The following is a 26959-nucleotide window of genomic DNA, read 5'->3' as shown; positions in this document are numbered from 1 at the left end:
ATCCGCCTGAGAAATACGGCATAGCAAGCCTGTGCCGTTATTCACGAAGGGGCTCTCATAGACAGGTGATGTATATGCAAAGTAGTGGGAATACGATTTCACTCGCTGCGGGTGACTACCGGGCGCAGATTGTTTCTGTCGGTGCGGGTCTTGCCGAACTGACCTGGCAGGGCAAACATCTGGTCATACCGCATAGCCCAGAAGAGATGCCGCTGGCGCATCTGGGCAAGGTGTTGATCCCCTGGCCTAATCGTATTGCCAACGGCTGCTATCAGCATGAGGGGCAGGACTACCAGTTACCGATCAATGAGCACCATTCTCAGGCTGCCATTCATGGCCTGCTCGCCTGGCGCGACTGGCAGATTGAGGCGTTGACGGCGACAAAGGCTACTCTGACGCTGTTTTTACCGCCCAGCTATGGTTACCCCTTCACGTTGATGTCTCAGGTTATCTACTCACTGGATGCTGAGACGGGGCTTTCTGTTGCCATCATCAGTAAAAACAGGGGTAAACAACCCGCGCCCTACGGCGTCGGGATCCACCCTTATTTAACCTGCAATTTAGCGCCTGTTGATGACTGTATGCTGCGCATTCCGGCGAAGCAGGTTTTTGCTGTCGATGCCCACGCGAATCCTACAACGTTATATTCCGTTGAAGAAATGGATTTGGACTACTCCATCCTGCGTACCGTCGGTGATAAACACATTGATCATACCTTCAGAACTCACGGTAGTCCGTGGGAAATGCAGATAATTCATCAACAACAGGCACTGGCAGTCAGTTTATTTTCCGATCAGCCGTGGTTACAGATTTACAGTGGTGAAAAATTAAATCGTCAGGGATTAGCGGTCGAACCTATGAGCTGTCCGCCAAATGCGTTTAACTCTGGAACAGACTTAATATTACTCAAGCCCGAAGAAAAACATCAGTTATTTTTTAATATTCGAGGCAAAAAACAGCAGTGCAATAACTCATTTAATACAAAAAGCTCACCGAGCCGGAATTAAAAACCTCCGGCGTCACATTTTGAAGCTTTATTTGATAATGAAGGAATGACAATGGATTTCTTTACTTTATTTACTCCCGATGGCGTGATGTTAGATAACCAGGTTGTCTATACCGTCATTGCATTAATGTTTCTTTATACCTTTGTGGGGATATGTGCAGGTTTTGGCGGCGGATTAACCACCATGCCGCTCATCACGCTGATGCTGCCGGTTAAAATGGCGACCCCACTTTCCGTTATTGTCGGTACGGCGACGGCTATTTATGCTACCTGGCTGTCACGTAAAGAGACCGACTGGCGTTCGGCAGCGGTACTGATCGGCTTCTCATTCCTTGGGATCCCGGTTGGCCTGTATGCGCTGTCTTACCTGCCCGATCACATCATGAAAATTGGACTGGGTGGGTTTCTGATCCTCTACTCATTCTACAGCATGTTTATTCCTCGCCTGCCTGTTTACGACCGGCGCTGGATTGCTGCGCCGTTGGGTGCTGTCGCGGGTGCGTTGGGTGCCGCCTTTTCCACGAATGGACCGCCGGTTGTGATGTACGGCATGTTACGTAATTTAGGACCGGCGGCTTTTCGCGGTACGTTGAATGCGTTCTTTACGGCAAATAATATTGCCGTGGTTGGCGGTCTGGCAACCAGCGGAATATTGACAATCTCAACGTTTAAACTGGTTATTTTCTGTATTCCTACCATGATCCTCGGTTCACTGGTGGGACAATATGTGCATAAACGTATTTCCGTAAAAGTATTCCGTATTCTGGTCTTTTTATTGTTGATCGCCTCAGGGGCCATGTTAATAAAAGGGGCAATGGGTATTCCCGCGCTTGCTGCGCTCCTGCCACCTTTTGTCCTGCTGGCGGTGTTACAGTTATTACTGGGTAAAAAAATAGCGGCGATCCGTAAGGCGGATACCGGAAAATAATAACGAATTATCTTTTTTACGCGTGACCTGACGGTCGCGCGTAACGGTTTAAAGCGAATGAAAAATAGCAAACCATAATCCATTACTGTGCTCGCGTTCCCAATTTCATGGAGAGTTTTATATGAGTACGCAAACCCGACATTTATCCTTTGTTCAGGTCGAAAAAATTATTGATGGTTTTGCATTACGTTATCGGCAGCGTGTGATCTTACGCCATACGACAGAGAACCCCTGTCTGTGGGTCGGTGCAGGCGTCGCGGATATCGACATGTTTCGCGGTAACTTCAGTATTAAAGATAAGCTTAACGAGAAAATTGCCCTGACCGACGCCGCGGTCAGCGAATCAGCCGACGGTTGGCGGATACGCTTTAGCCGTGGTGATGCCGTCAATGCGATGCTACATATCTCTGTCGATGAAGCGGGTCGTCTGCAGTTGGATCTGCACAACGACGATCTCAGCCATAACCGCATCTGGCTGCGGCTGGCGGCCAACCCGGACGACCATATCTACGGCTGCGGCGAACAGTTCTCTTACTTCGACCTGCGTGGTAAACCGTTCCCGCTGTGGACCAGCGAACAGGGGGTGGGCCGTAACAAAACTAGCTACGTCACCTGGCAGGCCGACTGCAAAGAGAACGCTGGCGGGGACTACTACTGGACTTTCTTCCCGCAGCCTACGTTTGTCAGTACGCAGAAGTACTACTGCCACGTTGATAACAGCTGCTACATGAATTTTGACTTCAGCGCGCCGGATTATCACGAACTGGCGCTGTGGGAGGATAAAACCACTCTGCGTTTTGAATGCGCCGACAGCTATATCGCGCTGCTGGAAAAACTGACCGCACTGTTAGGTCGCCAACCCGAGTTACCAGACTGGATTTATGATGGCGTCACGCTGGGCATTCAGGGCGGCACCGACGTTTGTCAGAAAAAACTGGACACGATGCGCCGTGCTGGCGTGAAAGTGAACGGCATCTGGGCGCAGGACTGGTCCGGGATCCGCATGACTTCATTCGGTAAGCGCGTGATGTGGAACTGGAAGTGGAACAGCGACAACTATCCACAACTGGACAGCCGTATCAAACAGTGGAACGCCGAAGGCGTGAAATTCCTTTCGTATATCAACCCGTATGTCGCCAGCGATAAAGACCTGTGCGCCGAAGCGGCAAAGCACGGCTATCTGGCAAAAGATATGTCGGGTAATGATTATTTTGTTGAATTTGGTGAGTTTTACGGCGGCGTGGTTGATTTGACCAACCCGGCGGCCTATGACTGGTTCAAAGGCGTCATCAAGAAAAACATGATCGAGCTCGGCTGCGGCGGTTGGATGGCGGACTTTGGCGAGTACCTGCCGACCGACACGGTTCTGCATAACGGCGTCAGCGCGGAGATCATGCATAACGCCTGGCCTGCACTGTGGGCAAAATGTAACTACGAGGCGCTCCAGGAAACCGGCAAACTCGGCGAAATCCTGTTCTTCATGCGTGCGGGTTATACCGGCAGTCAGAAGTACTCCACCATGATGTGGGCAGGCGATCAGAACGTGGACTGGAGTCTGGATGATGGACTTGCCTCTGTCGTCCCTGCCGCGCTCTCGCTGGCCATGACCGGTCACGGCCTGCACCACAGCGACATCGGTGGTTACACCACCCTGTTTGAGATGAAACGCAGCAAAGAGCTGCTGCTGCGCTGGTGTGATTTCAGCGCCTTCACGCCGATGATGCGCACCCATGAAGGTAACCGTCCTGGTGATAACTGGCAGTTTGACGGCGACGACGAAACCATCGCCCATTTCGCCAGAATGACGACCGTCTTTACCACCCTGAAGCCGTACCTCAAGCAAGCCGTCGCACAAAACGCCGCCATCGGTTTGCCCGTCATGCGTCCGCTATTCCTGCATTACGAGGACGATGCGCGCACCTACACCCTGAAATACCAATACCTGCTGGGACAAGATCTACTGGTCGCCCCGGTATATGAGCAGGGCCGCAGCGACTGGACGCTGTATCTGCCGGAGGATAACTGGGTGAACCTCTGGACCGGTGAAACCCACCGGGGTGGTGAGGTAACCGTGGACGCACCACTGGGCAAACCTCCGGTCTTTTATCGCGCGAAAAGTGAGTGGGCGTCGCTGTTTGCCTCTTTACGCCACATCTAATACGGCTCGCCCGTGGGGAAGACTCACGGGCAAATGAGGGATAATCATGAGTCAAAACATAACCAATCCGGCAACCCTACGCTTGCCTTTTAAGGAAAAAATCGCCTATGGGATAGGTGATTTAGGCTCCAATATTCTGCTGGATATCGGTACGCTCTATTTACTGAAGTTTTACACCGATGTTCTCGGTTTACCGGGCACATATGGCGGCATTATTTTCCTTATCGCCAAGTTCTTTACCGCGTTTACCGATATGGGAACCGGTATTATGCTCGATTCACGGCGTAAAATCGGTCCAAAAGGTAAATTCCGTCCTTTCGTTATGTACGCTGCGTTTCCGGTGACCCTGCTGGCTATCGCTAACTTTGTCGGTACGCCGTTTGAAATCACCGGTAAAACGGTAATGGCGACCGTCCTGTTTATGCTCTACGGGCTGTTCTTCAGCATGATGAACTGCTCCTACGGGGCAATGGTGCCCGCCATCACTAAAAACCCGGACGAACGCGCCTCGCTCGCCGCCTGGCGACAGGGTGGCGCGACGCTTGGCCTGCTGCTGTGCACCGTTGGTTTTGTGCCGGTCATGAACCTGATCGAGGGCAATTCGCAGTTGGGCTATATCTTCGCCGCGACGCTGTTTTCCCTGTGTGGGCTGTTTTTTATGTGGTGCTGCTACGCTGGGGTAAAAGAGCGTTATGTCGAAGTGAAACCCGTCGACGATGCGCAGAAACCTGGATTATTGCAGTCATTTCGCGCCATCGCCGGTAACCGCCCGCTGTTCATTCTGTGTATTGCCAACCTCTGTACGCTCGGCGCGTTTAACGTCAAGCTGGCGATTCAGGTCTATTACACCCAGTACGTACTGAACGACCCGATTTTGCTGTCATGGATGGGCTTTTTCAGCATGGGATGTATTTTTATCGGCGTCTTTTTAATGCCGGGGATGGTCCGCCGCTTTGGCAAGAAAAAGGTCTATATCGGCGGCCTGCTGATTTGGGTCGCAGGAGATCTGCTTAACTACGTCTTCGGTGGAGGATCGGTCAGCTTTGTCGCCTTCTCCTGCCTGGCGTTCTTCGGTTCCGCGTTTGTCAACAGCCTGAACTGGGCGCTGGTCTCCGATACGGTGGAATACGGCGAATGGCGTACTGGTGTGCGTTCTGAGGGGACGGTCTACACCGGTTTTACCTTTTTTCGTAAAGTCTCACAAGCGCTGGCGGGTTTCTTCCCGGGATGGATGCTGACCCAAATTGGCTATGTGCCCAACGTGGTACAGTCAGCGGGAACGGTCGAGGGGTTACGGCAGCTGATCTTTATTTATCCGTGTGCACTGGCGGTTGTCACCATTATTGCGATGGGCTGTTTCTACGATCTCAACGAAAAGATGTATGTCCGCATCGTTGGCGAAATCGAAGCCCGTAAACGTGCCATGGCAGTGTGAAAATGAATGGCAACTTGCGGGACTTCACGAGGATTAATTATGTCTGACCATGATCCACTAACCCTGAAACTGAGTTTGCGAGAAAAACTGGCCTACGGCGTGGGTGATATTGGCTCTAATCTCATGTTGAGCGTCGGCACATTATATCTGCTGAAATTTTATACTGATGAATTGGGAATGCCCGCATATTACGGGGGAATTATCTTTCTGGTGGCAAAATTCTTTACCGCATTCACCGATATGCTCACCGGATTCCTGCTTGATTCACGCAGAAATATTGGACCGATGGGGAAATTCCGCCCCTTTATCCTGTATGCGGCGATCCCTTCAGCGATCATTGCAACGGTACAATTTATTACCACAACATTTAGCCTGCCGATTAAAACCGCCCTCGCGACGGGATTGTTTATGTTATTTGGCCTGTTCTACAGTCTGATGAATTGCTCCTATGGCGCAATGATCCCGGCAATGACAAAAAACTCAAACGAACGGGCGCAACTGGCGGCTTTCCGGCAGGGAGGCGCAACCATAGGTTTATTAGTTTGCACGGTGGCATTTATTCCTCTGCAAGCGCTCTTTTCCTCTTCAGCTTTCGGTTATGCATGTGCCGCCTTCATTTTTTCTGTCTGCGGATTCGGGTTCATGATGCTGTGCTTTAAAGGCGTTAAGGAACATTACCGGGAAACCGTTTCAACAGAGCATAAGATGGGTATCCTCAAATCATTCTTCGCCATTTTTCATAATCCGCCGCTGCTCGTTCTTTGTATCGCGAACTTATGTACGCTGGCCGCATTCAATATTAAATTAGCCATTCAGGTCTATTACACACAATATGTCCTGAACGATCCGCATCTATTATCATGGATGGGATTCTTCAGCATGGGATGTGTGTTGATTGGCGTCATTCTTGTCCCCTGGACGGTTAAATGCTTCGGTAAAAAACAGGTGTACTTAGCCGGTATGATGTTATGGGCGCTGGGCGATATCTTAAATTATTTCTGGGGCAACAGTTCTTTCACCTTTATCATTTTCTCCTGTATTGCCTTCTTCGGTACCGCTTTCGTCAACAGCCTGAACTGGGCGCTGGTGCCGGATACTGTGGACTACGGCGAATGGAAAACGGGGATTCGCGCGGAAGGTTCCGTCTACACGGGATATACCTTTTCGCGGAAGATTTCCGCCGCGCTGGCGGGGTTCCTGCCCGGTATTATGTTGACCCAGATTGGCTATGTGCCAAACATCGCGCAAAGCGACACCACACTACTGGGATTACGCCAGTTAATATTTCTCTGGCCCTGTGGTCTGGCGATTATTGCCGCATTAACCATGGGGTTCTTTTATAAACTCAATGAAGCGCGCTTCGCTTTTATTATCGAGGAAATTAATCAACGAAAAAAGAACAAAAATATTCCTGACGTAACTAATAACAATAAAAACATCGCTACTGTAAATCTATAAATAAACCTTGCCGCTATTTCCATCCTGATGGATGGCGGCTTCCCTACGCTTAAAAATGGATTTATGATGAAAACGTTAAACTCAATCATTCTGTTATCTTCAGTGATATCGACCTCTGTTTTTGCCGGTGCTTATGTCGAAAACCGGGAGGCTTATAATCTGGCCTCCGACCAGCAAGAAATCATGTTACGCGTTGGCTATAACTTCGACATGGGTGCGGGCATCATGCTCACCAACACTTACACGCTCCAGCGTGAAGACGAATTAAAGCACGGCTATAATGAGATTGAGGGCTGGTACCCGTTATTCAAACCCACGGATAAATTAACGATCCAACCTGGCGGGTTGATTACCGACAAGAGCATAGGTTCCAGCGGTGCAGTCTATCTGGACGTCAATTACAAGTTTACTCCGTGGTTTAATCTGACGGTACGTAACCGCTACAACCATAATAATTACAGCTCAGTCGATTTAAATGGCGATCGGGATAATAATGATACCTATGAGATCGGCAACTACTGGAACTTTATTATTACCGATAAGTTCTCGTATACCTTTGAACCCCACTATTTTATGCGGGTGAATGATTTTAATAGCAGCAATGGTAAGGATCATCACTGGGAAATTACCAATACCTTCCGTTATCGGATCAACCAGAACTGGTTACCCTACTTCGAACTGCGCTGGCTGGACCGTAACGTGGAACCCTATCATCGCGAACAAAACCAGATTCGCGTTGGGGTGAAATATTTCTTTTAACTGTGCTGGAAAAAGAAAAGCCGCTGATATCAGCGGCTTTTTCACAGCAAGAGCGTGAATTAATCTTCTTTCGGACCACGGTTCGCACGGCGGCGATCGTTCTCCGTCAGGTGACGCTTACGAATACGGATAGACTGTGGAGTCACTTCTACCAGTTCGTCGTCATCGATGAACTCCAGAGCTTGCTCCAGGGTCATCTTAACCGGCGGAACCAGAACCGTGGCTTCGTCAGTACCGGAAGCACGCATGTTGGTCAGTTTCTTACCGGTCAGGCAGTTTACGGTCAGGTCGTTAGAACGGCTGTGAATACCGATGATCTGGCCTTCGTACACTTCCGCACCGTGACCCAGGAACAGCTTACCGCGATCCTGCAGGCTGAACAGCGCAAACGCGACAGCTTTACCCTGACCGTTGGAGATCAGAACACCGTTCTGACGCTGACCCACTTCACCCGGACGGACATCGTCATAGTGACTGAAAGTGGAGTACAGCAGACCCGTACCGGAGGTCATGGTCATGAATTCTGAACGGAAGCCAATCAGACCACGGCTTGGGATCACGTAGTCGAGACGTACGCGACCTTTACCATCTGGATTCATGTTTTTCAGGTCGCCTTTACGCTCACCCAGTGCCTGCATGACAGAACCCTGGTGCTGCTCTTCGACGTCCAGTGTCACGTTTTCGAACGGCTCTTGTTTACGACCGTCGATTTCGCGGAAGATAACTTTCGGACGGGAAACCGCCATTTCGAAACCTTCACGACGCATGTTTTCGATAAGCACTGACAGGTGCAGCTCACCGCGACCCGATACACGGAACGCGTCCGCATCTTCAGTCTCTTCAACACGCAGCGCAACGTTGTGCACCAGCTCTTTGTTCAGGCGGTCAAGGATCTGACGAGAGGTAACGTATTTACCTTCTTTGCCACAGAACGGAGAGGTGTTGACGTTGAAGAACATGGTGACGGTCGGTTCATCAACAGACAGCGCCGGCAGCGCTTCCACATTCTGCGGATCGCAGATGGTGTCAGAGATGCTCAGCTCGCCCAGACCGGTGATCGCGATGATGTCGCCCGCTTCGGCTTCGGTGGATTCAATACGCTCCAGACCCAGGTGAGTCAGGACTTTACCGACTTTACCGTTACGGGTTTTGCCTTCGCTATCCACGATAGTGATCTGCTGGTTCGGCTTCACTTTACCGCGTTTGATGCGGCCGATACCGATAACGCCAACGTAGTTGTTGTAGTCCAGCTGAGAGATCTGCATCTGGAACGGACCATCAAGGTCAACGTCCGGCGCAGGTACGTGGTCGACAATCGCCTGATACAACGGAGTCATATCTTCCGCCATATCTTCGTGATCCAGACCGGCAATACCGTTCAGCGCTGAAGCGTAGATGATAGGGAAGTCCAGCTGTTCGTCGGTCGCGTCGAGGTTCACGAACAGATCAAATACCTGATCGACAACCCAGTCCGGGCGCGCGCCAGGACGGTCAACTTTGTTGATGACCACGATCGGCTTCAGGCCATGCGCAAAGGCTTTTTTGGTCACGAAGCGCGTCTGCGGCATCGGGCCGTCAAATGCGTCAACCACCAGCAGCACAGAGTCAACCATGGACATGACACGCTCAACTTCACCACCGAAGTCTGCGTGCCCAGGGGTATCAACGATGTTGATACGGTAATCATTCCATTTGATAGCGGTGTTTTTCGCGAGGATGGTAATCCCACGCTCTTTCTCCAAATCGTTGGAGTCCATCACACGCTCTTGAGTTTCGGCACGAGAGTCGAACGTACCGGATTGCTGCAGCAGCTTATCAACCAGGGTAGTTTTACCATGGTCAACGTGCGCGATGATGGCGATGTTACGCAAATTTTCGATCACAACTTTGCCTCAGGCATTAGAAATAGCGCGTTATTGTACACGGATTAATCGCACTACAAAACAGGATCACAAACATCCTCCGCAAACAAGTATTGCAGAGTTTCTTTGTGATCGCTTTCACGGAGCGTTAAAAGGGTTATACACGGTCCATTGCACCAATATGGTGCTCAATGTTCACATTAAAGCACTATACTGGTGCAACATACACAACATGGTGCAACCCTTTTGCACGATGGTGCGCATGATAACGCCTTTTAGGGGCAATTTAAAAGTTGGCACAGATTTCGCTTTATCTTTTTTACGGCGACACGGCCAATGATTAAAGAATTGAACACCTCGTTACCACGACGACTATGACCAATCTGGAGAGTTAAGTATGTCCGCTGAACACGTTTTGACGATGCTGAATGAGCACGAAGTGAAGTTTGTCGATTTGCGCTTCACTGATACCAAAGGTAAAGAACAGCACGTCACGATTCCTGCTCATCAGGTAAATGCCGAATTCTTCGAAGAAGGCAAAATGTTTGACGGCTCTTCGATTGGTGGCTGGAAAGGCATCAACGAATCCGACATGGTGCTGATGCCAGATGCATCTACTGCGGTTATCGACCCGTTCTTCGCGGATTCTACGCTGATCATCCGTTGTGATATCCTGGAACCCGGCACCCTGCAGGGCTATGACCGCGACCCGCGTTCTATCGCCAAGCGTGCTGAAGAGTACCTGCGCTCCACCGGTATCGCGGATACCGTTCTGTTTGGGCCAGAACCTGAATTCTTCCTGTTTGATGACATCCGCTTCGGCGCATCAATCTCCGGTTCTCACGTTGCCATCGATGACATCGAAGGCGCATGGAACTCCTCCACCCAGTACGAAGGTGGTAACAAAGGTCACCGTCCGGCAGTGAAAGGCGGTTACTTCCCGGTTCCGCCAGTAGATTCCGCTCAGGACATCCGTTCTGAAATGTGTCTGGTGATGGAGCAGATGGGTCTGGTTGTTGAAGCTCACCACCACGAAGTGGCAACAGCTGGTCAGAACGAAGTGGCGACCCGCTTCAACACCATGACCAAAAAAGCGGATGAAATTCAGATTTACAAATATGTGGTGCACAACGTCGCTCACCGCTTCGGCAAAACCGCGACCTTTATGCCGAAACCCATGTTCGGCGATAACGGTTCCGGTATGCACTGCCACATGTCTCTGTCCAAGAACGGCACCAACCTGTTCTCTGGTGACAAATATGCGGGTCTGTCTGAGCAAGCGCTGTACTATATTGGCGGCGTAATCAAACACGCTAAAGCGATCAACGCCCTGGCGAACCCGACCACCAACTCTTACAAGCGTCTGGTCCCGGGTTACGAAGCGCCGGTCATGCTGGCTTACTCTGCGCGTAACCGTTCTGCTTCTATCCGTATTCCGGTGGTGGCTTCTCCAAAAGCACGTCGTATCGAAGTGCGCTTCCCGGACCCAGCGGCGAACCCGTACCTGTGCTTTGCTGCCCTGCTGATGGCTGGTCTTGACGGTATTAAGAACAAGATCCACCCGGGCGAAGCGATGGACAAAAACCTGTACGACCTGCCGCCGGAAGAAGCGAAAGAGATCCCACAGGTTGCAGGCTCTCTGGAAGAAGCACTGAACGAGCTGAATCTGGATCGCGAATTCCTGAAAGCGGGTGGCGTGTTCACTGATGAAGCCATCGATGCTTACATCGCGCTGCGCATTGAAGAAAATGACCGCGTACGCATGACGCCGCACCCGGTAGAGTTTGAGCTGTACTACAGCGTTTAATGATAATTAGTTGTAATTCCCGTAGATTTCTTATTGCAGCAAGGCGGCAATCGAAGGAATCCCGATGAGCTTAGTCCACTAAGTGATTCGGGTGACTGAGAGCAGCCAACACCGCTGCGGTAAGAAAGATACGGAGAATTTTAGTTGCCGTGGAAACTTTTAGCCCATCACAAGATGGGCTTTTTTCACCGTCAACAACCTGATCCTTCGCGCTTTTTCTACATAAAAAGCTATAATGCACTAAATTGGTGCAAACTATTCAGGAGACTGCTGTATGGCAACAGGCACGCTGCCCGATGCTGGGCAGATCCTCAATTCGTTAATCAACAGCATCTTACTGGTCGACGATGAACTCGCCGTGCATTACGCCAACCCGGCCGCGCAGCAGTTACTCGCTCAGAGCTCCCGCAAACTGTTTGGTACGCCGCTTCCTGAACTCCTGAGCTATTTTTCGTTGAATATCGGGCTGATGCACGAAAGCTTAGAGGCAGGGCAAGGGTTTACCGACAACGAGGTCACGCTGGTGATTGACGGGCGTTCGCACATTCTGTCGCTCACCGCGCAGCGTTTGCCGGACGGACAGATCCTGCTTGAAATGGCGCCGATGGATAATCAGCGTCGCCTGAGCCAGGAGCAGCTACAGCACGCTCAGCAGGTCGCCGCACGCGATCTGGTACGTGGACTGGCGCACGAGATTAAAAACCCGCTCGGTGGCTTACGCGGCGCAGCACAGCTATTAAGTAAAGCCCTGCCCGATCCGGCACTGCTGGAATACACCAAAGTCATTATTGAACAAGCTGACCGCCTGCGTAATCTGGTCGACAGGCTATTGGGCCCACAGATGCCAGGAACACATGTCACGGAAAGCATTCATAAGGTGGCTGAGCGTGTGGTGGCCCTGGTTTCTATGGAGTTACCGGCCAACGTCACGCTGGTCCGCGATTACGATCCCAGCCTGCCGGAGCTGCCGCACGACCCGGAACAGATTGAGCAGGTGTTGTTGAACATTGTCCGCAATGCGTTGCAGGCGCTGGGGCCCGACGGCGGGGAGATCGTGCTGCGTACCCGCACCGCTTTCCAGCTCACGCTGCACGGCGAGCGCTATCGGCTGGCGGCGCGTATCGACGTCGAGGACAACGGGCCGGGGATCCCTTCCCACTTACAGGATACGCTGTTTTACCCTATGGTCAGCGGCCGCGAAGGCGGCACCGGGCTGGGATTATCCATCGCCCGTAATTTGATCGATCAGCATTCCGGCAAAATTGAATTTACCAGTTGGCCAGGTCATACCGAGTTCTCGGTTTATCTGCCGATTCGGAAATAGAGGTGCTTATGCAACGAGGGATAGTCTGGGTAGTTGATGACGATAGTTCCATCCGTTGGGTGCTTGAACGTGCTCTCGCCGGAGCGGGTCTGAGTTGTACGACCTTTGAAAACGGTAACGACGTGCTGGGTGCGCTGGCAAGCAAAACGCCGGACGTGCTGTTGTCCGATATTCGCATGCCGGGGATGGACGGGCTGGCGCTGTTAAAACAGATTAAACAGCGCCATCCGATGCTTCCGGTCATCATAATGACCGCGCATTCCGATCTGGATGCCGCCGTCAGCGCCTATCAACAAGGGGCGTTTGATTATCTGCCGAAACCCTTTGATATTGATGAAGCGGTGGCGCTGGTTGAACGCGCCATCAGCCATTATCAGGAACAGCAGCAGCCGCGCAATATTCAGCTCAACGGCCCGACAACCGACATCATCGGTGAAGCGCCGGCCATGCAGGATGTGTTTCGTATTATCGGACGGCTCTCTCGCTCCTCCATCAGCGTGTTGATCAACGGGGAATCCGGGACAGGTAAAGAACTGGTTGCGCATGCCCTGCATCGTCACAGCCCACGCGCCAAAGCGCCGTTTATCGCGCTGAACATGGCAGCGATACCGAAAGATTTGATCGAGTCCGAGCTGTTTGGCCATGAAAAAGGGGCGTTTACCGGGGCCAATACCATTCGTCAGGGACGCTTCGAACAGGCCGATGGCGGCACGCTGTTTCTTGATGAGATAGGTGACATGCCGCTGGATGTGCAAACACGCCTGTTGCGCGTGTTAGCCGACGGTCAGTTTTACCGCGTTGGCGGTTATGCGCCGGTGAAGGTGGATGTGCGAATTATCGCTGCAACCCACCAGAACCTGGAATTACGCGTCCAGGAAGGCAAGTTTCGTGAGGATTTGTTCCACCGTCTGAATGTCATCCGCGTGCACCTGCCGCCGCTGCGTGAGCGTCGGGAGGATATTCCCCGCCTGGCTCGCCATTTCCTGCAAGTTGCTGCTCGCGAACTGGGCGTAGAAGCCAAGCTACTGCACCCGGAAACCGAAGCCGCGCTGACGCGACTGGCGTGGCCTGGCAACGTTCGCCAACTGGAAAATACCTGTCGCTGGTTAACCGTGATGGCGGCCGGGCAAGAGGTATTGATTCAGGATCTCCCCGCTGAACTGTTTGAAGCCACCGCGCCGGAAAGTCCGTCTCATCTCCAGCCGGACAGTTGGGCCACGCTGTTGGCGCAGTGGGCGGATCGGGCACTGCGTTCCGGTCATCAAAACCTGCTGTCGGAAGCACAACCTGAAATGGAACGCACGTTGCTGACCACTGCGCTGCGTCATACACAGGGCCATAAACAGGAAGCGGCACGCTTGCTCGGATGGGGGCGTAATACCCTGACGCGTAAGTTAAAAGAGCTGGGAATGGAGTAACGTCACACGCTTGTGTAAAGATTAATAATTGAGCGCAAATTGCCGTTATTTTGCACTTTACTGTTCCGATGAGTTCAGTATGATCGTGCCCGGCAAACGGGGGACTTAACATGCTGGAATCGATTATAAATCTGCTATCAAGCGGAGCGGTCGACAGCCATACGCCACAAACTGCGGTTGCCGCAGTACTGTGTGCCGCGCTGGTTGGGCTGTTCAGCTAACGCTGTGCCGGATGGCGCTAATGCTTAATGGCTCTACACGTTGTAGGCCGGATAAGCGAAGCGCCATCCGGCAACAGATTAAATCACTCTCGAAAACTGCTGCATTCGCGCTTTTTGGCGCAGATACGCATCAAAGCACATGCAAATGTTACGAATCAGCAGGCGGCCTTTCGGCGTGACCTGAATCTCCTTCTCTGTCACATCCACCAGCCCATCTTTCGCCAGCGGCGCCAACAGCTTCAGATCTTCGGTAAAGTAATCAGCGAAATTCAGATCCCACTGCTGCTCAACCGCGGCATAGTCGAGACGGAAGTTGCAGATCAGCGACTTGATGACATCACGACGGATACCGTCATCACGGGTTAGCGCGATGCCGCGCCACAAGGCGTTCCCCTGTTCATCCACCTGCTGATAGTAGAGTTTCAGCTCTTTCTGGTTCTGAGCATAACAATCGCCAATCATGCTGATGGCAGAAACGCCCATCCCCAACAGATCGGTGTCGCCCTGGGTGGTGTACCCCTGGAAATTACGATGGAGAACACCTTCGCGCTGGGCAATTGCCAGTTCGTCATCCGGGCGGGCAAAGTGGTCCATGCCGATAAACTGATAGCCGGCCTCTGTCAGCGAGGAGATGGTTTCCTGCAAAATATCCAGCTTCTGCTGCGCGCTGGGCAGATCGGCATCTTTAATTTTGCGCTGTGCGGCGAACAGCGTCGGCAAATGCGCATAGTTAAAGACGCTCAGACGATCGGGACTTAATTCCGCCACCCGCTTCAGGGTAAACGCGAAACTTTCCGGCGTCTGTTTGGGTAAACCGTAGATCAGATCGATATTGGTCGAGGTAAAGCCGATGTCACGCGCGTGATTGAGCAGCGCAAAGATAAATTCTTCATCCTGCTCGCGGTTTACCAGTCGCTGGACCTCTTTGTTGAAGTCCTGCACGCCCATGCTGAGACGATTAAAGCCTTCTGCGCGTAAATGATCGAGCACATCCAGTTCAATCTCACGGGGATCGACTTCGATCGAAATCTCTGCATCCGCATTGAAGTGGAAATGATTTCGCAGCAACGTCATCAGACGGCTGATTTGCGCTTTATTCAGGTAGGTTGGCGTACCGCCGCCCCAGTGCAACTGGCTTACCTGACGTCCGGCAAACAGCGGCGCACGATGAAGAATTTCCTGTTCCAGCGCATCCAGATACTGATCGGCCTTATGCTGCTGTCGGGTCACAATCTTATTGCAGCCACAGAAGTAGCAGAGCTTATGGCAGAACGGGATATGGACATAAAGCGAGAGCGGGCGCTCAGGATAGCGCGCGACGGCCTGTAAAAACGCCGGTTCGCCAAACGCGTCTGAAAATTCCAGTGCGGTCGGGTACGAAGTATAGCGTGGCCCGGAATAGTTATATTTCTGGATCAGGGCCAGATCCCAGTCGATTTGTTGTTCAGACATGCTCACTCCTTCCGATGGCGTCTCTGGCGGGTACGGCGTACCGGCCTCACTCCATTTCGAGTGCTAAGCCGGCTGCGCAGCCACTTCTGTCGCCGCGACAACCGCTGTAGTTTAACGAATAACCACACCAGATAACATATAACCGGAAGGGTTATAAGCAGGACGGGTAGGCCCACGGCGTAAACCGTTAGTTACCACCCCGCAGCAGGCGCATCATATCTTCCTGCTTCTCGTCATCTTCCTCTTCTTCTTCGTCATCATCATAGGAGAGGCCCAGCTTCTGCATCAGTTCATCGATGCGATCCAGTTTGGCATCCACCCAGGATTGATCTTCCGCGCTCAGGGTTTCGCCTGCTTCCAGACGTTCTAACAGCGCATCCAGGCGCTCATCCGTTTCCAGTAAATCCAACTCAGCCTGCGGTGAAAGCATAGGTTTCTCACTCTTCGGTTTGTGCTGTTTGGTGACTTTTTCGGTCACGCCCAATGGAATAGGGGTTTTACTGCCGATGCGTGGATCTTTCTGTTGGTTCTTGTTTTTGCCGCCTGACGCCGCATCGCCACCGGTAGCACGGCTACCCGCCACGTGTCCACGGTGTTTTTTCTGACGCTTGCGGTCACGAGCTTCCTGGTTTAGCTCTTCACGGGTTTTACGGCGTGCCTTTGCAGGACCTTTGCCGCGTGGTGTAGAAGTGGATTTCATAGTGATTCGTCTTTGGCTGTTTTATTCAGTATATAATTGCGCCGGAATCTAGCAGAAATAAAGAAAAAAGGCGACAGATTGCTCTGCCGCCTTTTCACCTTACTCACAACCCTAAACGGGTCCTACAATCCCTGTCGGCTGTCAACACACCCTGTCTATCCTTCAGCCTGGAACATTCCGTGTCTTTTCCGTTTCCGTATTCCAACGTCTCCGAACGCCTGTCATCCTGACAATCCTGTGTCTTCGCCTCCTGGCGCTCCTGACCCTCATCCTGAGTCGTCTTCCTGTACAGCTATCCTCGCTATGGGGGCTACTCTACTCTTTTGAAGTAAAGTAACAAGTCACTGGTCGCACAGTTCTGATATTTTCAGAATATTACATACTTTTAATACCATGATTTAGTTGATTTATTTAATTATTTGCCCTGCAATTACTCCTAAATTTCGTATAAGAACGATCGGCAATGTCTCACAACGAGCAAGGTTTTTACTCACAGCAGGCCTATGTCGAAAAATCAGTCTTTTGCTCCTGTTCAGGTATAATCGCGGCAAAGCTTTAACTGACGGAGACGACCGCTTTGATTAACCTGAATTATCAACAGACGCACTTTGTAATGAGCGCGCCTGATATTCGCCATTTACCTTCCGATACTGGAATCGAAGTGGCATTTGCTGGCCGTTCCAACGCAGGTAAGTCCAGCGCGCTGAACACGCTGACCAATCAAAAGAGCCTGGCGCGCACCTCGAAAACGCCTGGCCGTACTCAGCTTATTAACCTGTTTGAAGTGGTCGACGGCAAACGGCTTGTTGACTTACCCGGCTATGGTTACGCCGAAGTACCGGAAGAGCTGAAGCGCAAATGGCAACGCGCACTGGGCGAGTACCTGGAAAAACGCCAGAGCCTGCAGGGACTGGTGGTGTTGATGGATATTCGCCACCCGCTGAAAGATCTCGACCAGCAGATGGTCCAGTGGGCCGTCGAGAGTAACATCCAGGTGCTGGTGCTGCTGACGAAAGCGGACAAACTGGCGAGTGGGGCGCGTAAGGCCCAGTTGAATATGGTCCGTGAAGCGGTGTTAGCCTTTAACGGCGATGTGCAGGTTGAGACCTTTTCATCACTGAAAAAGCAGGGCGTGGACAAATTACGGCAGAAGCTGGATAGCTGGTTTAGCGAACTGGCGCCGGTTGAAGAGGGTCAGGACGGGGAATAATTCCTCGCGACGGCGGATAACGACGCGACGCGTCTTATCCCGCCCACAGATCGTGTTTTCGCTTTTACTCAAAATAGTTCATGTTGCAGGAAGGCAGTGAGTCCTCAGGAGCTTACATCAGTAAGTGACTGAGGTGAGCGAGGAAACCAACGCACCTGCAGCTTGAAGTATGAAAAGTAAAATAAAAAACGCCCCAGTCAGAAACTGACTGGGGCGGCTAAAATATTCAGCCAAATCCGATTACGTGAAGTAAAAGGTCTGAAAGATAGAACATCTTACCTCTGTACCCTACGCAAATAACTTTACTCTTTTTTGAGCGACTCAGAAAGCACTTTTTGTAATTTTTTTTCATCCTTTACATAGGTAATTCCAATACCCATCACAAAACGCGCGCACTTATGTTGCTTAATTACGAAAAAAGCGCGTTATTCAGCGGTCACTTAGTGCGCCTGATCCCAGTTTTCACCACTTCCGACTTCCACCAGCAGCGGCACATCAATGCGCGTGCAATTTTCCATCAACTGATGGATCTTTTTCGCTGCCGCGTCCAGGTCGTCTTTGTGTACTTCAAATACCAGTTCATCGTGCACCTGCATGATCATACGCACGCGAGGTTTCTCCGTTTCCAGCCAGCCATCAACCGCAATCATCGCCCGTTTGATGATATCGGCTGCGGTTCCCTGCATTGGGGCGTTAATCGCCGCACGCTCAGCGCCAGCACGACGCGCACCGTTGCTGGATTTGATATCCGGCAGATACAGGCGACGACCTTCCAGCGTTTCAACATAGCCCTGCTCTTTCGCCTGAGCGCGAGTGCGTTCCATGTACTCCAGGACGCCAGGATAACGTTCGAAATAAAGGTCCATGTACTTCTGTGCTTCTTTACGCGGAATATTCAGCTGACGTGCCAGACCGAATGCGCTCATGCCGTAGATCAGACCAAAGTTGATCGCCTTCGCGCTGCGACGCTGTTCACTGGTCACCGTCTCCAGCGGCAGACCAAATACTTCTGCGGCGGTGGCGCGGTGAATGTCCTTTCCTTCGGCAAACGCCGTCAGCAGACCGTTGTCGCGTGACAGGTGCGCCATAATTCGCAGTTCGATCTGCGAGTAGTCTGCAGAAACAATCAGGTAATCCTTCGGCGGGATAAATGCCTGGCGGATACGACGTCCTTCCTCATTACGTACCGGAATGTTTTGCAGGTTTGGATCGGTCGATGACAAGCGGCCCGTCGCAGTCACGGCCTGATGATACGACGTATGCACACGCCCGGTTTTTGGGTTGATCATCAGCGGCAGTTTGTCGGTGTAGGTCGATTTCAGCTTCGCCAGACCACGATACTCAAGAATCACTTTAGGCAGCGGGTAATCCAGCGCCAACTCTTCCAGCACCTCTTCAGACGTCGATGGCGCGCCGCCTGGGGTTTTCTTCAGTGGCTTAATGCCCTGTTTTTCGAACAGGATCGTCTGCAACTGCTTAGTTGAAGAGAGGTTAAACACTTCTCCTGCGATGTCATGCGCTTTCTGTTCCAGCTCCGCCAGACGCAGGGTGATCTCCTCGGAGTGCTTATGCAGCACCGCTGGGTCTATCTTCACGCCGTTACGCTCTACGCGAGATAACACCGGTACCAGCGGCATTTCGATGTTTTCAAAAACATTCAACGGCCCTTTATGCTGCTGCAGTTCTGGCCACATTTTCAAATGCAGTTGCAAGGTGACATCAGCATCTTCTGCCGCGTAACGCCCGGCCTCTTCCAGCGCGATCTGATTAAAGGTCAGTTGGTTCTTCCCTTTACCCGCAATCTCTTCGAAGGTGATGGTTTTGTGCTTCAGCCAGCGATCGGACAGGCTGTCCATATCGTGACGTCCGGCAACACTGTTCAGAATGTACGATTCGAGCATGGTATCAAAAGCGATGCCACGCAGTTCGATGTCATAATTCGCCAGAATGCCGCGATCGTACTTCAGGTTTTGTCCGACCTTACGCGCGTTTTCATCTTCCAGCAGCGGCTTGAGCATCGCCAGCGCGCGGTCGCGGGAGATTTGATCCGGCGCATCCAGATAGTCATGCGCCACGGGCACATAAGCCGCCACGCCCGGCTCAATGGCGAATGAGAGCCCCACCAGATTGGCAGAGATGTTATCCAGACTGTCGGTTTCGGTATCGAAGGCAAACACGGGCGCTTTTTTCAGCTTCGCAATCCACGTTTCCAGCGTCGGCTCATCAAGAATGGTCACGTAGTTATCGTAGGAAAGTACGGCAGCGGCTTCTTCCTGTGCGTCATCAACGACGATCGTCTCCTGCGGTTTTGCCGCCGGTTTCGCCCCTTTCGCCTGAAGCCACTTGCCTGCTTCAACATCGGCGGTCCAGCGTTTGAACTCATACTTTTTAAACAGCTCTACCAGTTCGTCAGCCTGTGGCTGTTGTACTTCCAGCTGTTCGCAGGTCAGTTCCAGCTCAACGTCTGTTTTGATCGTCGCCAGTTTATAGGAGAGGTAGGCAACCTCTTTATTTTGCTCAAGTTTACCCGCCATGGTTTTCGCACCACGGAACGTCAACCCGGCAATTTTATCTGTCTCAGCGTAAAGCGTATCCAGGCCGCCCAGCCCCTGTAACAGCGCCTGAGCGGTCTTTTCCCCAACGCCCGGCACGCCCGGAATGTTATCGGAGGAATCGCCCATCAACGCCAGGAAATCGATGATCAGTTCGGGTGGCACGCCGTATTTCGTCACAACCTCATCCGGACCAAGAATGGTGTTAGTCATGGTATTGATGAGTGTGATGTTTGGCGTGACCAGCTGAGCCATATCTTTATCACCGGTACTGATCAGCACCGGGCGCCCTACTTTTTCTGCTTCGCGCGCCAGGGTGCCAATAACATCGTCCGCTTCCACGCCGGATACGGCCAGAAGCGGCAGCCCCATCGCTTTCACCATCGCATGCAGCGGTTCGATCTGCGCCCGCAGATCGTCCGGCATTGGCGGGCGATGCGATTTGTAATGCTCAAATAATTCGTCACGGAAGGTTTTACCCTTGGCATCAAATACCACTGCGGCATGCGTTGGCTGATACTGCAGGATCAGGCTGCGCAGCATATTGAGGACACCGTACATCGCGCCTGTCGGTTCACCTGCGCTATTGGTCAGCGGCGGAAACGCATGGTATGCGCGATAGAGATAAGAGGAGCCATCTACAAGGATAAGTGGGTTTTCTGGGATCTGAACCATAATGTCCGTGCCTGTTTATCAGATTATGGATAAAGGATGCCACAGACGGGATGAAAACATGAGTTTTTCACCACATTTGTCGTAAATCTTTTGTAGATCTTCTGGATCGCTCGCAAAGCCGCTTGTGGATAACTTTGTGCATAATTAATTTTCATCACATTAATTTCAAATCAATGCTTTAACCATTATTTATTATATTGTTTAATTTCAGTTAGTTATAAAAACGACAAAATAAACCCTTTATATTTTCATTGAATTACGGAATGTGGATAGATATGGCGTGTTTTTCTCTGTCGTGAAGAACCGTCATTTGAGTCATTTTCTGATAAAATCAGCCCCCTTGCGCGACTTTAGCGTACTGTTTATGGCTAATCCTTTGAATAATTTAATCATGGCGAGATTGCTCGCTACAGTCACCCTGTTGCTGAGCATCACATTGACCATTGTGGTCACGATTTTGTGCTCTGTACCGATCATTCTTGCCGGACTGGTAAAGCTCCTGCTACCCGTTCCTTTCGTCTGGCGCAAGGTATCGCTGTTTTGTAATTTCATGATGTACTGCTGGTGTGAAGGGCTCGCCCTGCTGCTGCATCTCAACCCGTGGTTGAAATGGGATGTTCAGGGTCTGGAAGGGCTAAGCAAGAAAAACTGGTATCTGCTGGTGTGTAATCACCACAGCTGGGCAGACATCGTGGTGCTGTGTGTGCTCTTCCGTAAACACATTCCCATGAATAAGTATTTCCTCAAACAGCAACTGGCCTGGGTACCCTTTATCGGCCTCGCCTGCTGGGCGCTGGATATGCCGTTTATGAAACGTTACTCACGCGCGTATCTCCTGCGCCATCCCGAACGTCGCGGTAAAGATGTTGAGACCACCCGCCGGTCCTGCGAGAAATTTCGCGCACATCCCACCACGATCGTCAATTTCGTCGAAGGCTCTCGCTTTACTGAAGAAAAACGTCAGCAGACTCGCTCACCGTATAAGCATCTGTTACCGCCAAAAGCCGCAGGCATCGCAATGGCGCTGAACGTGTTAGGTTCGCAATTCGATAAATTACTTAATGTTACGCTGTGCTATCCAGAAAACGACCAGACGCCATTCTTCGATATGCTGAGCGGGAAACTGACGCGCATTGTGGTTCGCGTGGATATGCAACCCATTAAGGAAGAACTGCACGGTGATTACGTTAACGATAAAGGATTTAAGCGCCGTTTTCAGCAGTGGCTGAATACGCTGTGGAGCGAAAAAGACGCGCTAATAGAAGAGATTAAAGCGACAAATAAAAACGCCGGTCGCTGACCGGCGCTGCTTTTATTTCTTACCGACCAGGTATTTCACCGTGTCCGCATATTGCTGAACAAAGATATCCATGCTGCTGGTATCCATGCCCTGCGGATTCACCTGATATTTGCCGTTAACAAACATCGCCGGAACGCCCTGCAGTTGCAGATCGGCAGCGGCTTTTTCCTGCTGCGCAACCAGTGATTTCACGACAAAGCTGTTCCACGCCGCATCGTAATCTTCGCCTTTAATGCCGGCATCCACGAACACTTTGCGGATATCCGCAACGCTCTGTACGGTCTGGGTTTTCTGTACACCTTCAAACATCGGCACAGTCACTTTATCTTCGACACCCAGTGCCATCGCGACGGCCCACGCTTGTGTCAGATCCTTGCCCAATGGGCCCAGGAACTCAACGTGGTATTTGGTCATCTTGACGCCTTCCGGAAGTTTTTTCTTCACATTTTCAGAAACATGAAGAACTTCTTCAAACTGATAGCAGTGTGGGCAATAGAAAGAGAAGAACTCCAACACCTGTGGTTCACCGGCAACGGGCTTTTCCAGGGTGGTATACTGCTTACCATCCTCGAATTGCGCTGCCGATGCGCTAAAAGCCAAAACCATACCAGCCAGCGCCAGCCAAATCTTTTTCATGATTACGTCTCCGATTAATACATAGGTGTTAATTGTAATGGGGGTTCTTGCAGAATTTTTGCCTGCTCGATAAATGTCGCGGTCTGTCGTTGCCAGTAATCTTCCCCGGTTAACCACGGGAAGTTTTTAGGGAACGCAGGATCGTCCCAACGACGCATCAGCCAGGCAAGATAATAAACCAAACGCATAGCACGTAAAGGTTCAATCAGTTCAATTTCAGAAATTTCGAACTCATTAACTTCTTCATAAGCTTCAATAATCGACTCAAGCTGCATACGTTGCTCAGCTTTATCACCATTAAGAAGCATCCACAGATCCTGAATAGCAGGACCGTTGCGGGAATCATCTAAATCGACAAACAGCGGCCCATCGCGCCAGAGGATATTCCCGGCGTGGCAGTCGCCGTGTAGACGTAACATGTCAAAATTCGTATGCCACCGGTCAGTGACGGCCACAATCAGCGCATCCGTCGCCTTCAGAAAAGCAGCCTTTTGCCCTGACGGAATGAGTTGAGCATACTCGAAGAGTTTACGCGGCTCGACGAGGTATTCGTCCAGCCCAATGGTTGGTCGCCAGGTAAATGGCCGCTTGCGACCGGTCAGATGCAGACGTCCCAGATAACGGCCCACAGCTTCCATTTGATCGATGTTGTCCGCTTCGAACTGTCGACCGCCTACGCTTGGAAAAATCGCGTAGTGGAACCCCTGATGCGACAACAGCGTCTGACCACTAAAAGCCAGCGGTGCAGCAACCGGGACTTCATCTTCAAGCAGTTCAATTGCAAACTGGTGCTCTTCCAGAATCTGATCAACCGACCAGCGCTCAGGACGATAAAATTTGACGACAAAGCGCTGACGGTCTTCATCCTGAAACTGGTAGACACGGTTTTCATAGCTGTTAAGCGGGGTAAGACCAGAATCCACCCGGATCCCCTGCTCAAACAGCGCATCCATGATGGTATCCGGGTGTAATGTCTGGAAATTGAAAGCGTTGTTGTTCATCCCATCATCCGGAAAATACGTCGAATGATTCAGGATATCATTTCATAACCACTTCGGTGGCCCCGCTTACAAGCTTTTACTCTTTAATTACGCCACGGGCGCGTAGCAGCGCCGTTTTGAAATCTTCCTCGTAGTCTTTCTGGATACCAGGAATAACAGCGTCTTTTGCAGAGTCGCGCATTTTCAGGTGATAGATCAGAATGTCGTCGGTTAAATCCGCCAGTTCACCGTCAAAACCTGACTCTTTCGCCAGTTTCTGCAAAAATTGCATCAGGTTAAGGTCGGGCTCTTTTTGCCAGGCTGGCTGGAGGAGTTCAATAACTTCATTCAGGCGTTTACATTTCATGGTCGTGCTCCTTACTCTTGATACAGACACGTTAGCAGGGTCAATCCCACAATAAAAGAGGCGATATCAGTGAATCAGGATAGTGCAATAACAGGGGTTGTACTCGCTGGCGGAAAGGCCAGGCGGATGGGCGGCATTGATAAAGGCCTGCTTGAACTTAAAGGAAAACCACTGTGGAAACATGTCGCTGATACGCTGTTATCGCAACTGGAGACGGTGGTTGTGAATGCCAATCGCCATCAGGATATTTATCGCTCTGGCGGCCTGAAGGTCATTTCAGATGTGATAGCAGATTTTCCTGGTCCTCTGGCGGGTATGCTTTCTGTTTTCCAACAGGAGAGAGACGACTGGTTTCTGTTTTGCCCCTGTGACACCCCTTTTATCCCGCAGACGCTGGTTGCCCGATTAAGGGCCCAACGCAATCAGGCACCGGTGGTATGGGTGCACGATGGTGAACGGGATCATCCCACCATTGCGCTGGTTCACCGCTCGGTTCAGCCGTTTTTGCAGACCTACCTGCAGTCTGGCGAGCGGCGGGTAATGGTTTTTATGCGTCAGGCCGGTGGACATGCCGTTGACTTCAGCGACTGCAAGGACGCGTTTGTGAATGTGAATACCCTTGAGGAACTCGATAAATGGCAGGAAAAACAATGATCCCTCTCCTGGCTATCGCCGCGTGGAGCGGAACGGGAAAAACGACGCTGCTCAAAAAGTTGATCCCGGAATTGTGCGCCAGGGGGATTCGTCCTGGGCTTATCAAGCATACGCATCACGATATGGATGTGGATAAGCCGGGCAAAGACAGCTACGAGCTGCGCAAAGCGGGGGCTGCGCAAACGCTGGTCGCCAGTCAGCAACGTTGGGCATTGATGACTGAAACACCGGATGAAGAGGAACTGGATCTCGCATTTCTGGCCAGCAGAATGGATACCTCAACGTTGGATTTGATTCTGGTAGAAGGGTTTAAGCATGAGGACATCGCGAAGATTGTGTTGTTTCGCGAGGGGACCGGGCACACTCAGGAAGAACTGATGATTGATGCACATGTGATTGCCGTTGCCAGCGATATGCCATTAAGGATTGATGTTCCGCAATTAGATATCAATGATGTTGAGCAACTCGCTGATTTCATTGAGCAATGGATGCGGAGTTTATGAGCCGTGCTATTTGGATTGCCTGATGGCGCTGCGCTTATCAGGCCTACAAGTCGGATAAAACGCCGCTATCCGGCCAGGTAAGGATTCATGTAGGCCGGATAAGACGATGACCTGCTCCCCGTTGATTAGTACACCCCGATGTTAGTAATGTCTTCATAAGCCACATGAGGACATCCCCATGAAGAAGCGTTTTTCCGACGAACAGATCATCAGTATTCTCCGCGAAGCCGAAGCTGGGGTACCCGCCCGTGAACTCTGCCGCAAGCATGCCATTTCCGATGCCACGTTTTACATCTGGCGTAAGAAGTATGGCGGTATGGAGGTGCCTGAAGTTAAGCGCCTGAAGTCGCTTGAGGAAGAGAACGCCAGACTCAAGAAGCTGCTTGCCGAAGCCATGCTGGATAAAGAGGCGCTTCAGGTGGCTCTTGGGCGAAAGTACTGACGACAGACCAGAAGCGGGAAGCCGTGATGTTGATGTGTGATGCGACCGGTCTGTCGCAACGTCGTGCCTGCAGGCTTACAGGTTTATCCCTGTCGACCTGCCGCTATGAGGCTCACCGTCCGGCTGCTGATGCGCATTTATCAGGGCGCATCACTGAGCTGGCACTGGAGCGCAGGCGTTTTGGCTACCGTCGTATTTGGCAGTTGCTGCGCCGTGAAGGGCTTCATGTTAATCATAAGCGCGTGTACCGGCTTTATCACCTCAGTGGCCTGGGCGTAAAACGCAGAAGACGTCGTAAAGGGCTGGCAACAGAACGTCTGCCGCTGCTCCGTCCGGCGGCGCCCAATCTGACCTGGTCGATGGATTTCGTCATGGACGCACTTTCCACCGGTCGCAGGATCAAGTGTCTTACCTGCGTCGATGATTTCACAAAGGAATGCCTGACGGTCACTGTTGCCTTTGGGATTTCAGGCGTTCAGGTCACGCGTATTCTGGACAGCATTGCACTGTTTCGAGGCTATCCGGCGACGATAAGAACTGACCAGGGGCCGGAGTTCACTTGCCGTGCACTGGATCAATGGGCCTTTGAGCATGGTGTTGAGTTGCGCTTAATCCAGCCGGGCAAGCCAACGCAGAACGGATTTATTGAGAGCTTTAACGGACGATTTCGCGATGAATGTTTGAATGAGCACTGGTTCAGCGATATCGTTCATGCCAGGAAAATTATTAATGACTGGCGGCAGGATTATAACGAATGCCGCCCGCACTCCACGCTGAATTATCAGACACCGTCTGAATTTGCAGCGGGCTGGAGAAAGGGTCATTCTGAGAATGAAGATTCCGACGTTACTAACTGAGTGTTGTATCTAATCGTGGGGGCAGGTCAACGAAGCCGCCATCCGGCATTTTCCGTGGTGCACCGACGCAAAAAAGCCCATCCGTCAGGATGGGCTTTTTCACTGTTTGATGCCTGGCAGTTCCCTACTCTCACATGGGGAGACCCCACACTACCATCGGCGCTACGGCGTTTCACTTCTGAGTTCGGCATGGGGTCAGGTGGGACCACCGCGCTACAGCCGCCAGGCAAATTCTTGGTGCTCTGTACGCAATAA

Annotated in this window: 22 protein-coding genes, 1 rRNA gene and 1 pseudogene; 15 read left to right on the top strand and 9 right to left on the bottom strand. The window is 51.6% G+C overall.

Features of this window, described 5'->3' with window-relative positions:
- The first annotated feature begins 74 nt into the window (after window positions 1-74).
- The 6 genes from F384_RS20985 (at window position 75) to ompL (ending at window position 7744) form a co-directional block, all read left to right on the top strand.
- Entirely contained in the window at window positions 75-1007 is a 933-nt protein-coding gene (locus tag F384_RS20985; protein WP_046493105.1) for an aldose-1-epimerase, read from the top strand.
- A 51-nt stretch (window positions 1008-1058) separates the two neighbouring features.
- The gene (locus tag F384_RS20980; protein WP_046493103.1) at window positions 1059-1934 is read left to right on the top strand and encodes a sulfite exporter TauE/SafE family protein; all 876 of its coding nucleotides are present in this window, start codon (window positions 1059-1061) and stop codon (window positions 1932-1934) included.
- 121 nt (window positions 1935-2055) lie between these two features.
- Window positions 2056-4092: an alpha-glucosidase gene (locus F384_RS20975; RefSeq protein ID WP_046493101.1), complete on the top strand. Its 2037-nt coding sequence runs from the start codon at window positions 2056-2058 to the stop codon at window positions 4090-4092.
- A gap of 46 nt (window positions 4093-4138) precedes the next feature.
- Entirely contained in the window at window positions 4139-5527 is a 1389-nt protein-coding gene (locus F384_RS20970; RefSeq protein ID WP_046493099.1) for an MFS transporter, read from the top strand.
- Between the two features lie 39 nt (window positions 5528-5566).
- Window positions 5567-6985, top strand: a complete 1419-nt coding sequence (locus tag F384_RS20965; protein WP_046493097.1) for an MFS transporter — start codon at window positions 5567-5569, stop codon at window positions 6983-6985.
- 27 nt (window positions 6986-7012) lie between these two features.
- Complete coding sequence (ompL, locus tag F384_RS20960) at window positions 7013-7744, top strand: porin OmpL (protein WP_226991611.1); 732 nt, start codon at window positions 7013-7015, stop codon at window positions 7742-7744.
- Between the two features lie 59 nt (window positions 7745-7803).
- Here the strand turns inward: ompL and typA are convergent, their stop codons facing one another.
- Complete coding sequence (gene typA, locus F384_RS20955; RefSeq protein WP_046493094.1) at window positions 7804-9627, bottom strand: ribosome-dependent GTPase TypA; 1824 nt, start codon at window positions 9625-9627, stop codon at window positions 7804-7806.
- 376 nt (window positions 9628-10003) lie between these two features.
- On the opposite strand from typA, the gene glnA reads away from it, so the two are divergent.
- The 4 genes from glnA (at window position 10004) to F384_RS30020 (ending at window position 14376) form a co-directional block, all read left to right on the top strand.
- On the top strand, window positions 10004-11413 hold the full coding sequence (gene glnA, locus F384_RS20950) for a glutamate--ammonia ligase (RefSeq protein WP_042325425.1): 1410 nt from the start codon (window positions 10004-10006) through the stop codon (window positions 11411-11413).
- A 274-nt stretch (window positions 11414-11687) separates the two neighbouring features.
- Entirely contained in the window at window positions 11688-12737 is a 1050-nt protein-coding gene (gene glnL / locus F384_RS20945; RefSeq protein ID WP_046493093.1) for a nitrogen regulation protein NR(II), read from the top strand.
- An 8-nt stretch (window positions 12738-12745) separates the two neighbouring features.
- Window positions 12746-14155 carry a nitrogen regulation protein NR(I) gene (glnG, locus tag F384_RS20940; protein ID WP_042325420.1) on the top strand — a complete coding sequence of 470 codons (1410 nt, stop codon included), beginning with the start codon at window positions 12746-12748 and terminating at the stop codon, window positions 14153-14155.
- A gap of 110 nt (window positions 14156-14265) precedes the next feature.
- Window positions 14266-14376 (top strand): YshB family small membrane protein, encoded by a 111-nt coding sequence (locus F384_RS30020; RefSeq protein ID WP_090050632.1) that lies wholly within the window; start codon window positions 14266-14268, stop codon window positions 14374-14376.
- Window positions 14377-14454: 78 nt separating this feature from the next.
- On the opposite strand, the gene hemN is transcribed toward F384_RS30020, so the two are convergent.
- From hemN to F384_RS30825, 3 genes and pseudogenes are all read right to left on the bottom strand, one after another.
- The gene (gene hemN / locus F384_RS20935) at window positions 14455-15828 is read right to left on the bottom strand and encodes an oxygen-independent coproporphyrinogen III oxidase (protein ID WP_046493092.1); all 1374 of its coding nucleotides are present in this window, start codon (window positions 15826-15828) and stop codon (window positions 14455-14457) included.
- A 187-nt stretch (window positions 15829-16015) separates the two neighbouring features.
- Window positions 16016-16528, bottom strand: coding sequence for a Der GTPase-activating protein YihI (gene yihI / locus F384_RS20930; RefSeq protein ID WP_046493087.1), 513 nt, complete (start codon window positions 16526-16528; stop codon window positions 16016-16018).
- 103 nt (window positions 16529-16631) lie between these two features.
- Window positions 16632-16833, bottom strand: a pseudogene (locus F384_RS30825) (hypothetical protein).
- 272 nt (window positions 16834-17105) lie between these two features.
- On the opposite strand from F384_RS30825, the gene yihA reads away from it, so the two are divergent.
- On the top strand, window positions 17106-17738 hold the full coding sequence (gene yihA / locus F384_RS20925; protein WP_046493084.1) for a ribosome biogenesis GTP-binding protein YihA/YsxC: 633 nt from the start codon (window positions 17106-17108) through the stop codon (window positions 17736-17738).
- Window positions 17739-18178: 440 nt separating this feature from the next.
- On the opposite strand, the gene polA is transcribed toward yihA, so the two are convergent.
- Window positions 18179-20965 carry a DNA polymerase I gene (polA, locus tag F384_RS20920; protein ID WP_046493082.1) on the bottom strand — a complete coding sequence of 929 codons (2787 nt, stop codon included), beginning with the start codon at window positions 20963-20965 and terminating at the stop codon, window positions 18179-18181.
- Between the two features lie 364 nt (window positions 20966-21329).
- Here polA and F384_RS20915 point away from each other — a divergent pair, with 364 nt between their 5' ends.
- Window positions 21330-22265, top strand: coding sequence for an acyltransferase (locus tag F384_RS20915; RefSeq protein WP_046498475.1), 936 nt, complete (start codon window positions 21330-21332; stop codon window positions 22263-22265).
- Window positions 22266-22277: 12 nt separating this feature from the next.
- Here F384_RS20915 and dsbA read toward each other — a convergent pair whose 3' ends face one another.
- The 3 genes from dsbA to F384_RS20900 all read right to left on the bottom strand — a co-directional run bounded on the left by dsbA (window position 22278) and on the right by F384_RS20900 (window position 24248).
- Window positions 22278-22901, bottom strand: coding sequence for a thiol:disulfide interchange protein DsbA (dsbA, locus tag F384_RS20910; protein ID WP_042325410.1), 624 nt, complete (start codon window positions 22899-22901; stop codon window positions 22278-22280).
- A 14-nt stretch (window positions 22902-22915) separates the two neighbouring features.
- Window positions 22916-23902, bottom strand: coding sequence for a serine/threonine protein kinase (locus F384_RS20905; RefSeq protein ID WP_046493078.1), 987 nt, complete (start codon window positions 23900-23902; stop codon window positions 22916-22918).
- A 76-nt stretch (window positions 23903-23978) separates the two neighbouring features.
- Window positions 23979-24248: a YihD family protein gene (locus tag F384_RS20900; RefSeq protein WP_042325406.1), complete on the bottom strand. Its 270-nt coding sequence runs from the start codon at window positions 24246-24248 to the stop codon at window positions 23979-23981.
- Between the two features lie 69 nt (window positions 24249-24317).
- On the opposite strand from F384_RS20900, the gene mobA reads away from it, so the two are divergent.
- From mobA to F384_RS20880, 3 genes are all read left to right on the top strand, one after another.
- Window positions 24318-24902 (top strand): molybdenum cofactor guanylyltransferase MobA, encoded by a 585-nt coding sequence (mobA, locus tag F384_RS20895; protein ID WP_080950002.1) that lies wholly within the window; start codon window positions 24318-24320, stop codon window positions 24900-24902.
- Window positions 24884-25405, top strand: coding sequence for a molybdopterin-guanine dinucleotide biosynthesis protein MobB (gene mobB / locus F384_RS20890; RefSeq protein WP_046493071.1), 522 nt, complete (start codon window positions 24884-24886; stop codon window positions 25403-25405). The genes mobA and mobB overlap by 19 nt, the downstream gene beginning before the upstream one ends.
- Before the next feature lie 178 nt (window positions 25406-25583).
- Window positions 25584-26704, top strand: a protein-coding gene (locus F384_RS20880) for an IS3-like element ISSen4 family transposase (RefSeq protein WP_096147877.1) whose coding sequence is annotated in 2 segments (ribosomal slippage) — window positions 25584-25842 and window positions 25842-26704 — 1122 coding nt in all. Because the reading frame shifts where the segments join, the coding sequence is not laid out codon by codon here.
- 111 nt (window positions 26705-26815) lie between these two features.
- Here F384_RS20880 and rrf read toward each other — a convergent pair.
- A 5S ribosomal RNA gene (gene rrf, locus F384_RS20875) occupies window positions 26816-26931 on the bottom strand.
- Window positions 26932-26959: the final 28 nt, after the last annotated feature.

Source organism: Citrobacter amalonaticus Y19 (assembly GCF_000981805.1).
Classification (GTDB): domain Bacteria; phylum Pseudomonadota; class Gammaproteobacteria; order Enterobacterales; family Enterobacteriaceae; genus Citrobacter_A; species Citrobacter_A amalonaticus_C.
This window is presented reverse-complemented; position numbering and strand designations above follow the sequence as displayed.

Bases quoted from the DNA above. Each gene is read 5' to 3' on its own strand.
- F384_RS20970 (WP_046493099.1), top strand. From the start codon at position 4,139: ATGAGTCAAAACATAACCAATCCGGCAACCCTACGCTTGCCTTTTAAG.
- mobB (WP_046493071.1), top strand. From the start codon at position 24,884: ATGGCAGGAAAAACAATGATCCCTCTCCTGGCTATCGCCGCGTGGAGC.
- F384_RS20965 (WP_046493097.1), top strand. From the start codon at position 5,567: ATGTCTGACCATGATCCACTAACCCTGAAACTGAGTTTGCGAGAAAAA.
- glnG (WP_042325420.1), top strand. From the start codon at position 12,746: ATGCAACGAGGGATAGTCTGGGTAGTTGATGACGATAGTTCCATCCGT.
- yihI (WP_046493087.1), bottom strand. From the start codon at position 16,528: ATGAAATCCACTTCTACACCACGCGGCAAAGGTCCTGCAAAGGCACGC.
- glnA (WP_042325425.1), top strand. From the start codon at position 10,004: ATGTCCGCTGAACACGTTTTGACGATGCTGAATGAGCACGAAGTGAAG.
- F384_RS20900 (WP_042325406.1), bottom strand. From the start codon at position 24,248: ATGAAATGTAAACGCCTGAATGAAGTTATTGAACTCCTCCAGCCAGCC.
- F384_RS20905 (WP_046493078.1), bottom strand. From the start codon at position 23,902: ATGAACAACAACGCTTTCAATTTCCAGACATTACACCCGGATACCATC.
- ompL (WP_226991611.1), top strand. From the start codon at position 7,013: ATGGATGGCGGCTTCCCTACGCTTAAAAATGGATTTATGATGAAAACG.
- dsbA (WP_042325410.1), bottom strand. From the start codon at position 22,901: ATGAAAAAGATTTGGCTGGCGCTGGCTGGTATGGTTTTGGCTTTTAGC.
- F384_RS20980 (WP_046493103.1), top strand. From the start codon at position 1,059: ATGGATTTCTTTACTTTATTTACTCCCGATGGCGTGATGTTAGATAAC.
- F384_RS30020 (WP_090050632.1), top strand. From the start codon at position 14,266: ATGCTGGAATCGATTATAAATCTGCTATCAAGCGGAGCGGTCGACAGC.
- polA (WP_046493082.1), bottom strand. From the start codon at position 20,965: ATGGTTCAGATCCCAGAAAACCCACTTATCCTTGTAGATGGCTCCTCT.
- F384_RS20985 (WP_046493105.1), top strand. From the start codon at position 75: ATGCAAAGTAGTGGGAATACGATTTCACTCGCTGCGGGTGACTACCGG.
- glnL (WP_046493093.1), top strand. From the start codon at position 11,688: ATGGCAACAGGCACGCTGCCCGATGCTGGGCAGATCCTCAATTCGTTA.
- hemN (WP_046493092.1), bottom strand. From the start codon at position 15,828: ATGTCTGAACAACAAATCGACTGGGATCTGGCCCTGATCCAGAAATAT.
- F384_RS20975 (WP_046493101.1), top strand. From the start codon at position 2,056: ATGAGTACGCAAACCCGACATTTATCCTTTGTTCAGGTCGAAAAAATT.
- F384_RS20915 (WP_046498475.1), top strand. From the start codon at position 21,330: ATGGCTAATCCTTTGAATAATTTAATCATGGCGAGATTGCTCGCTACA.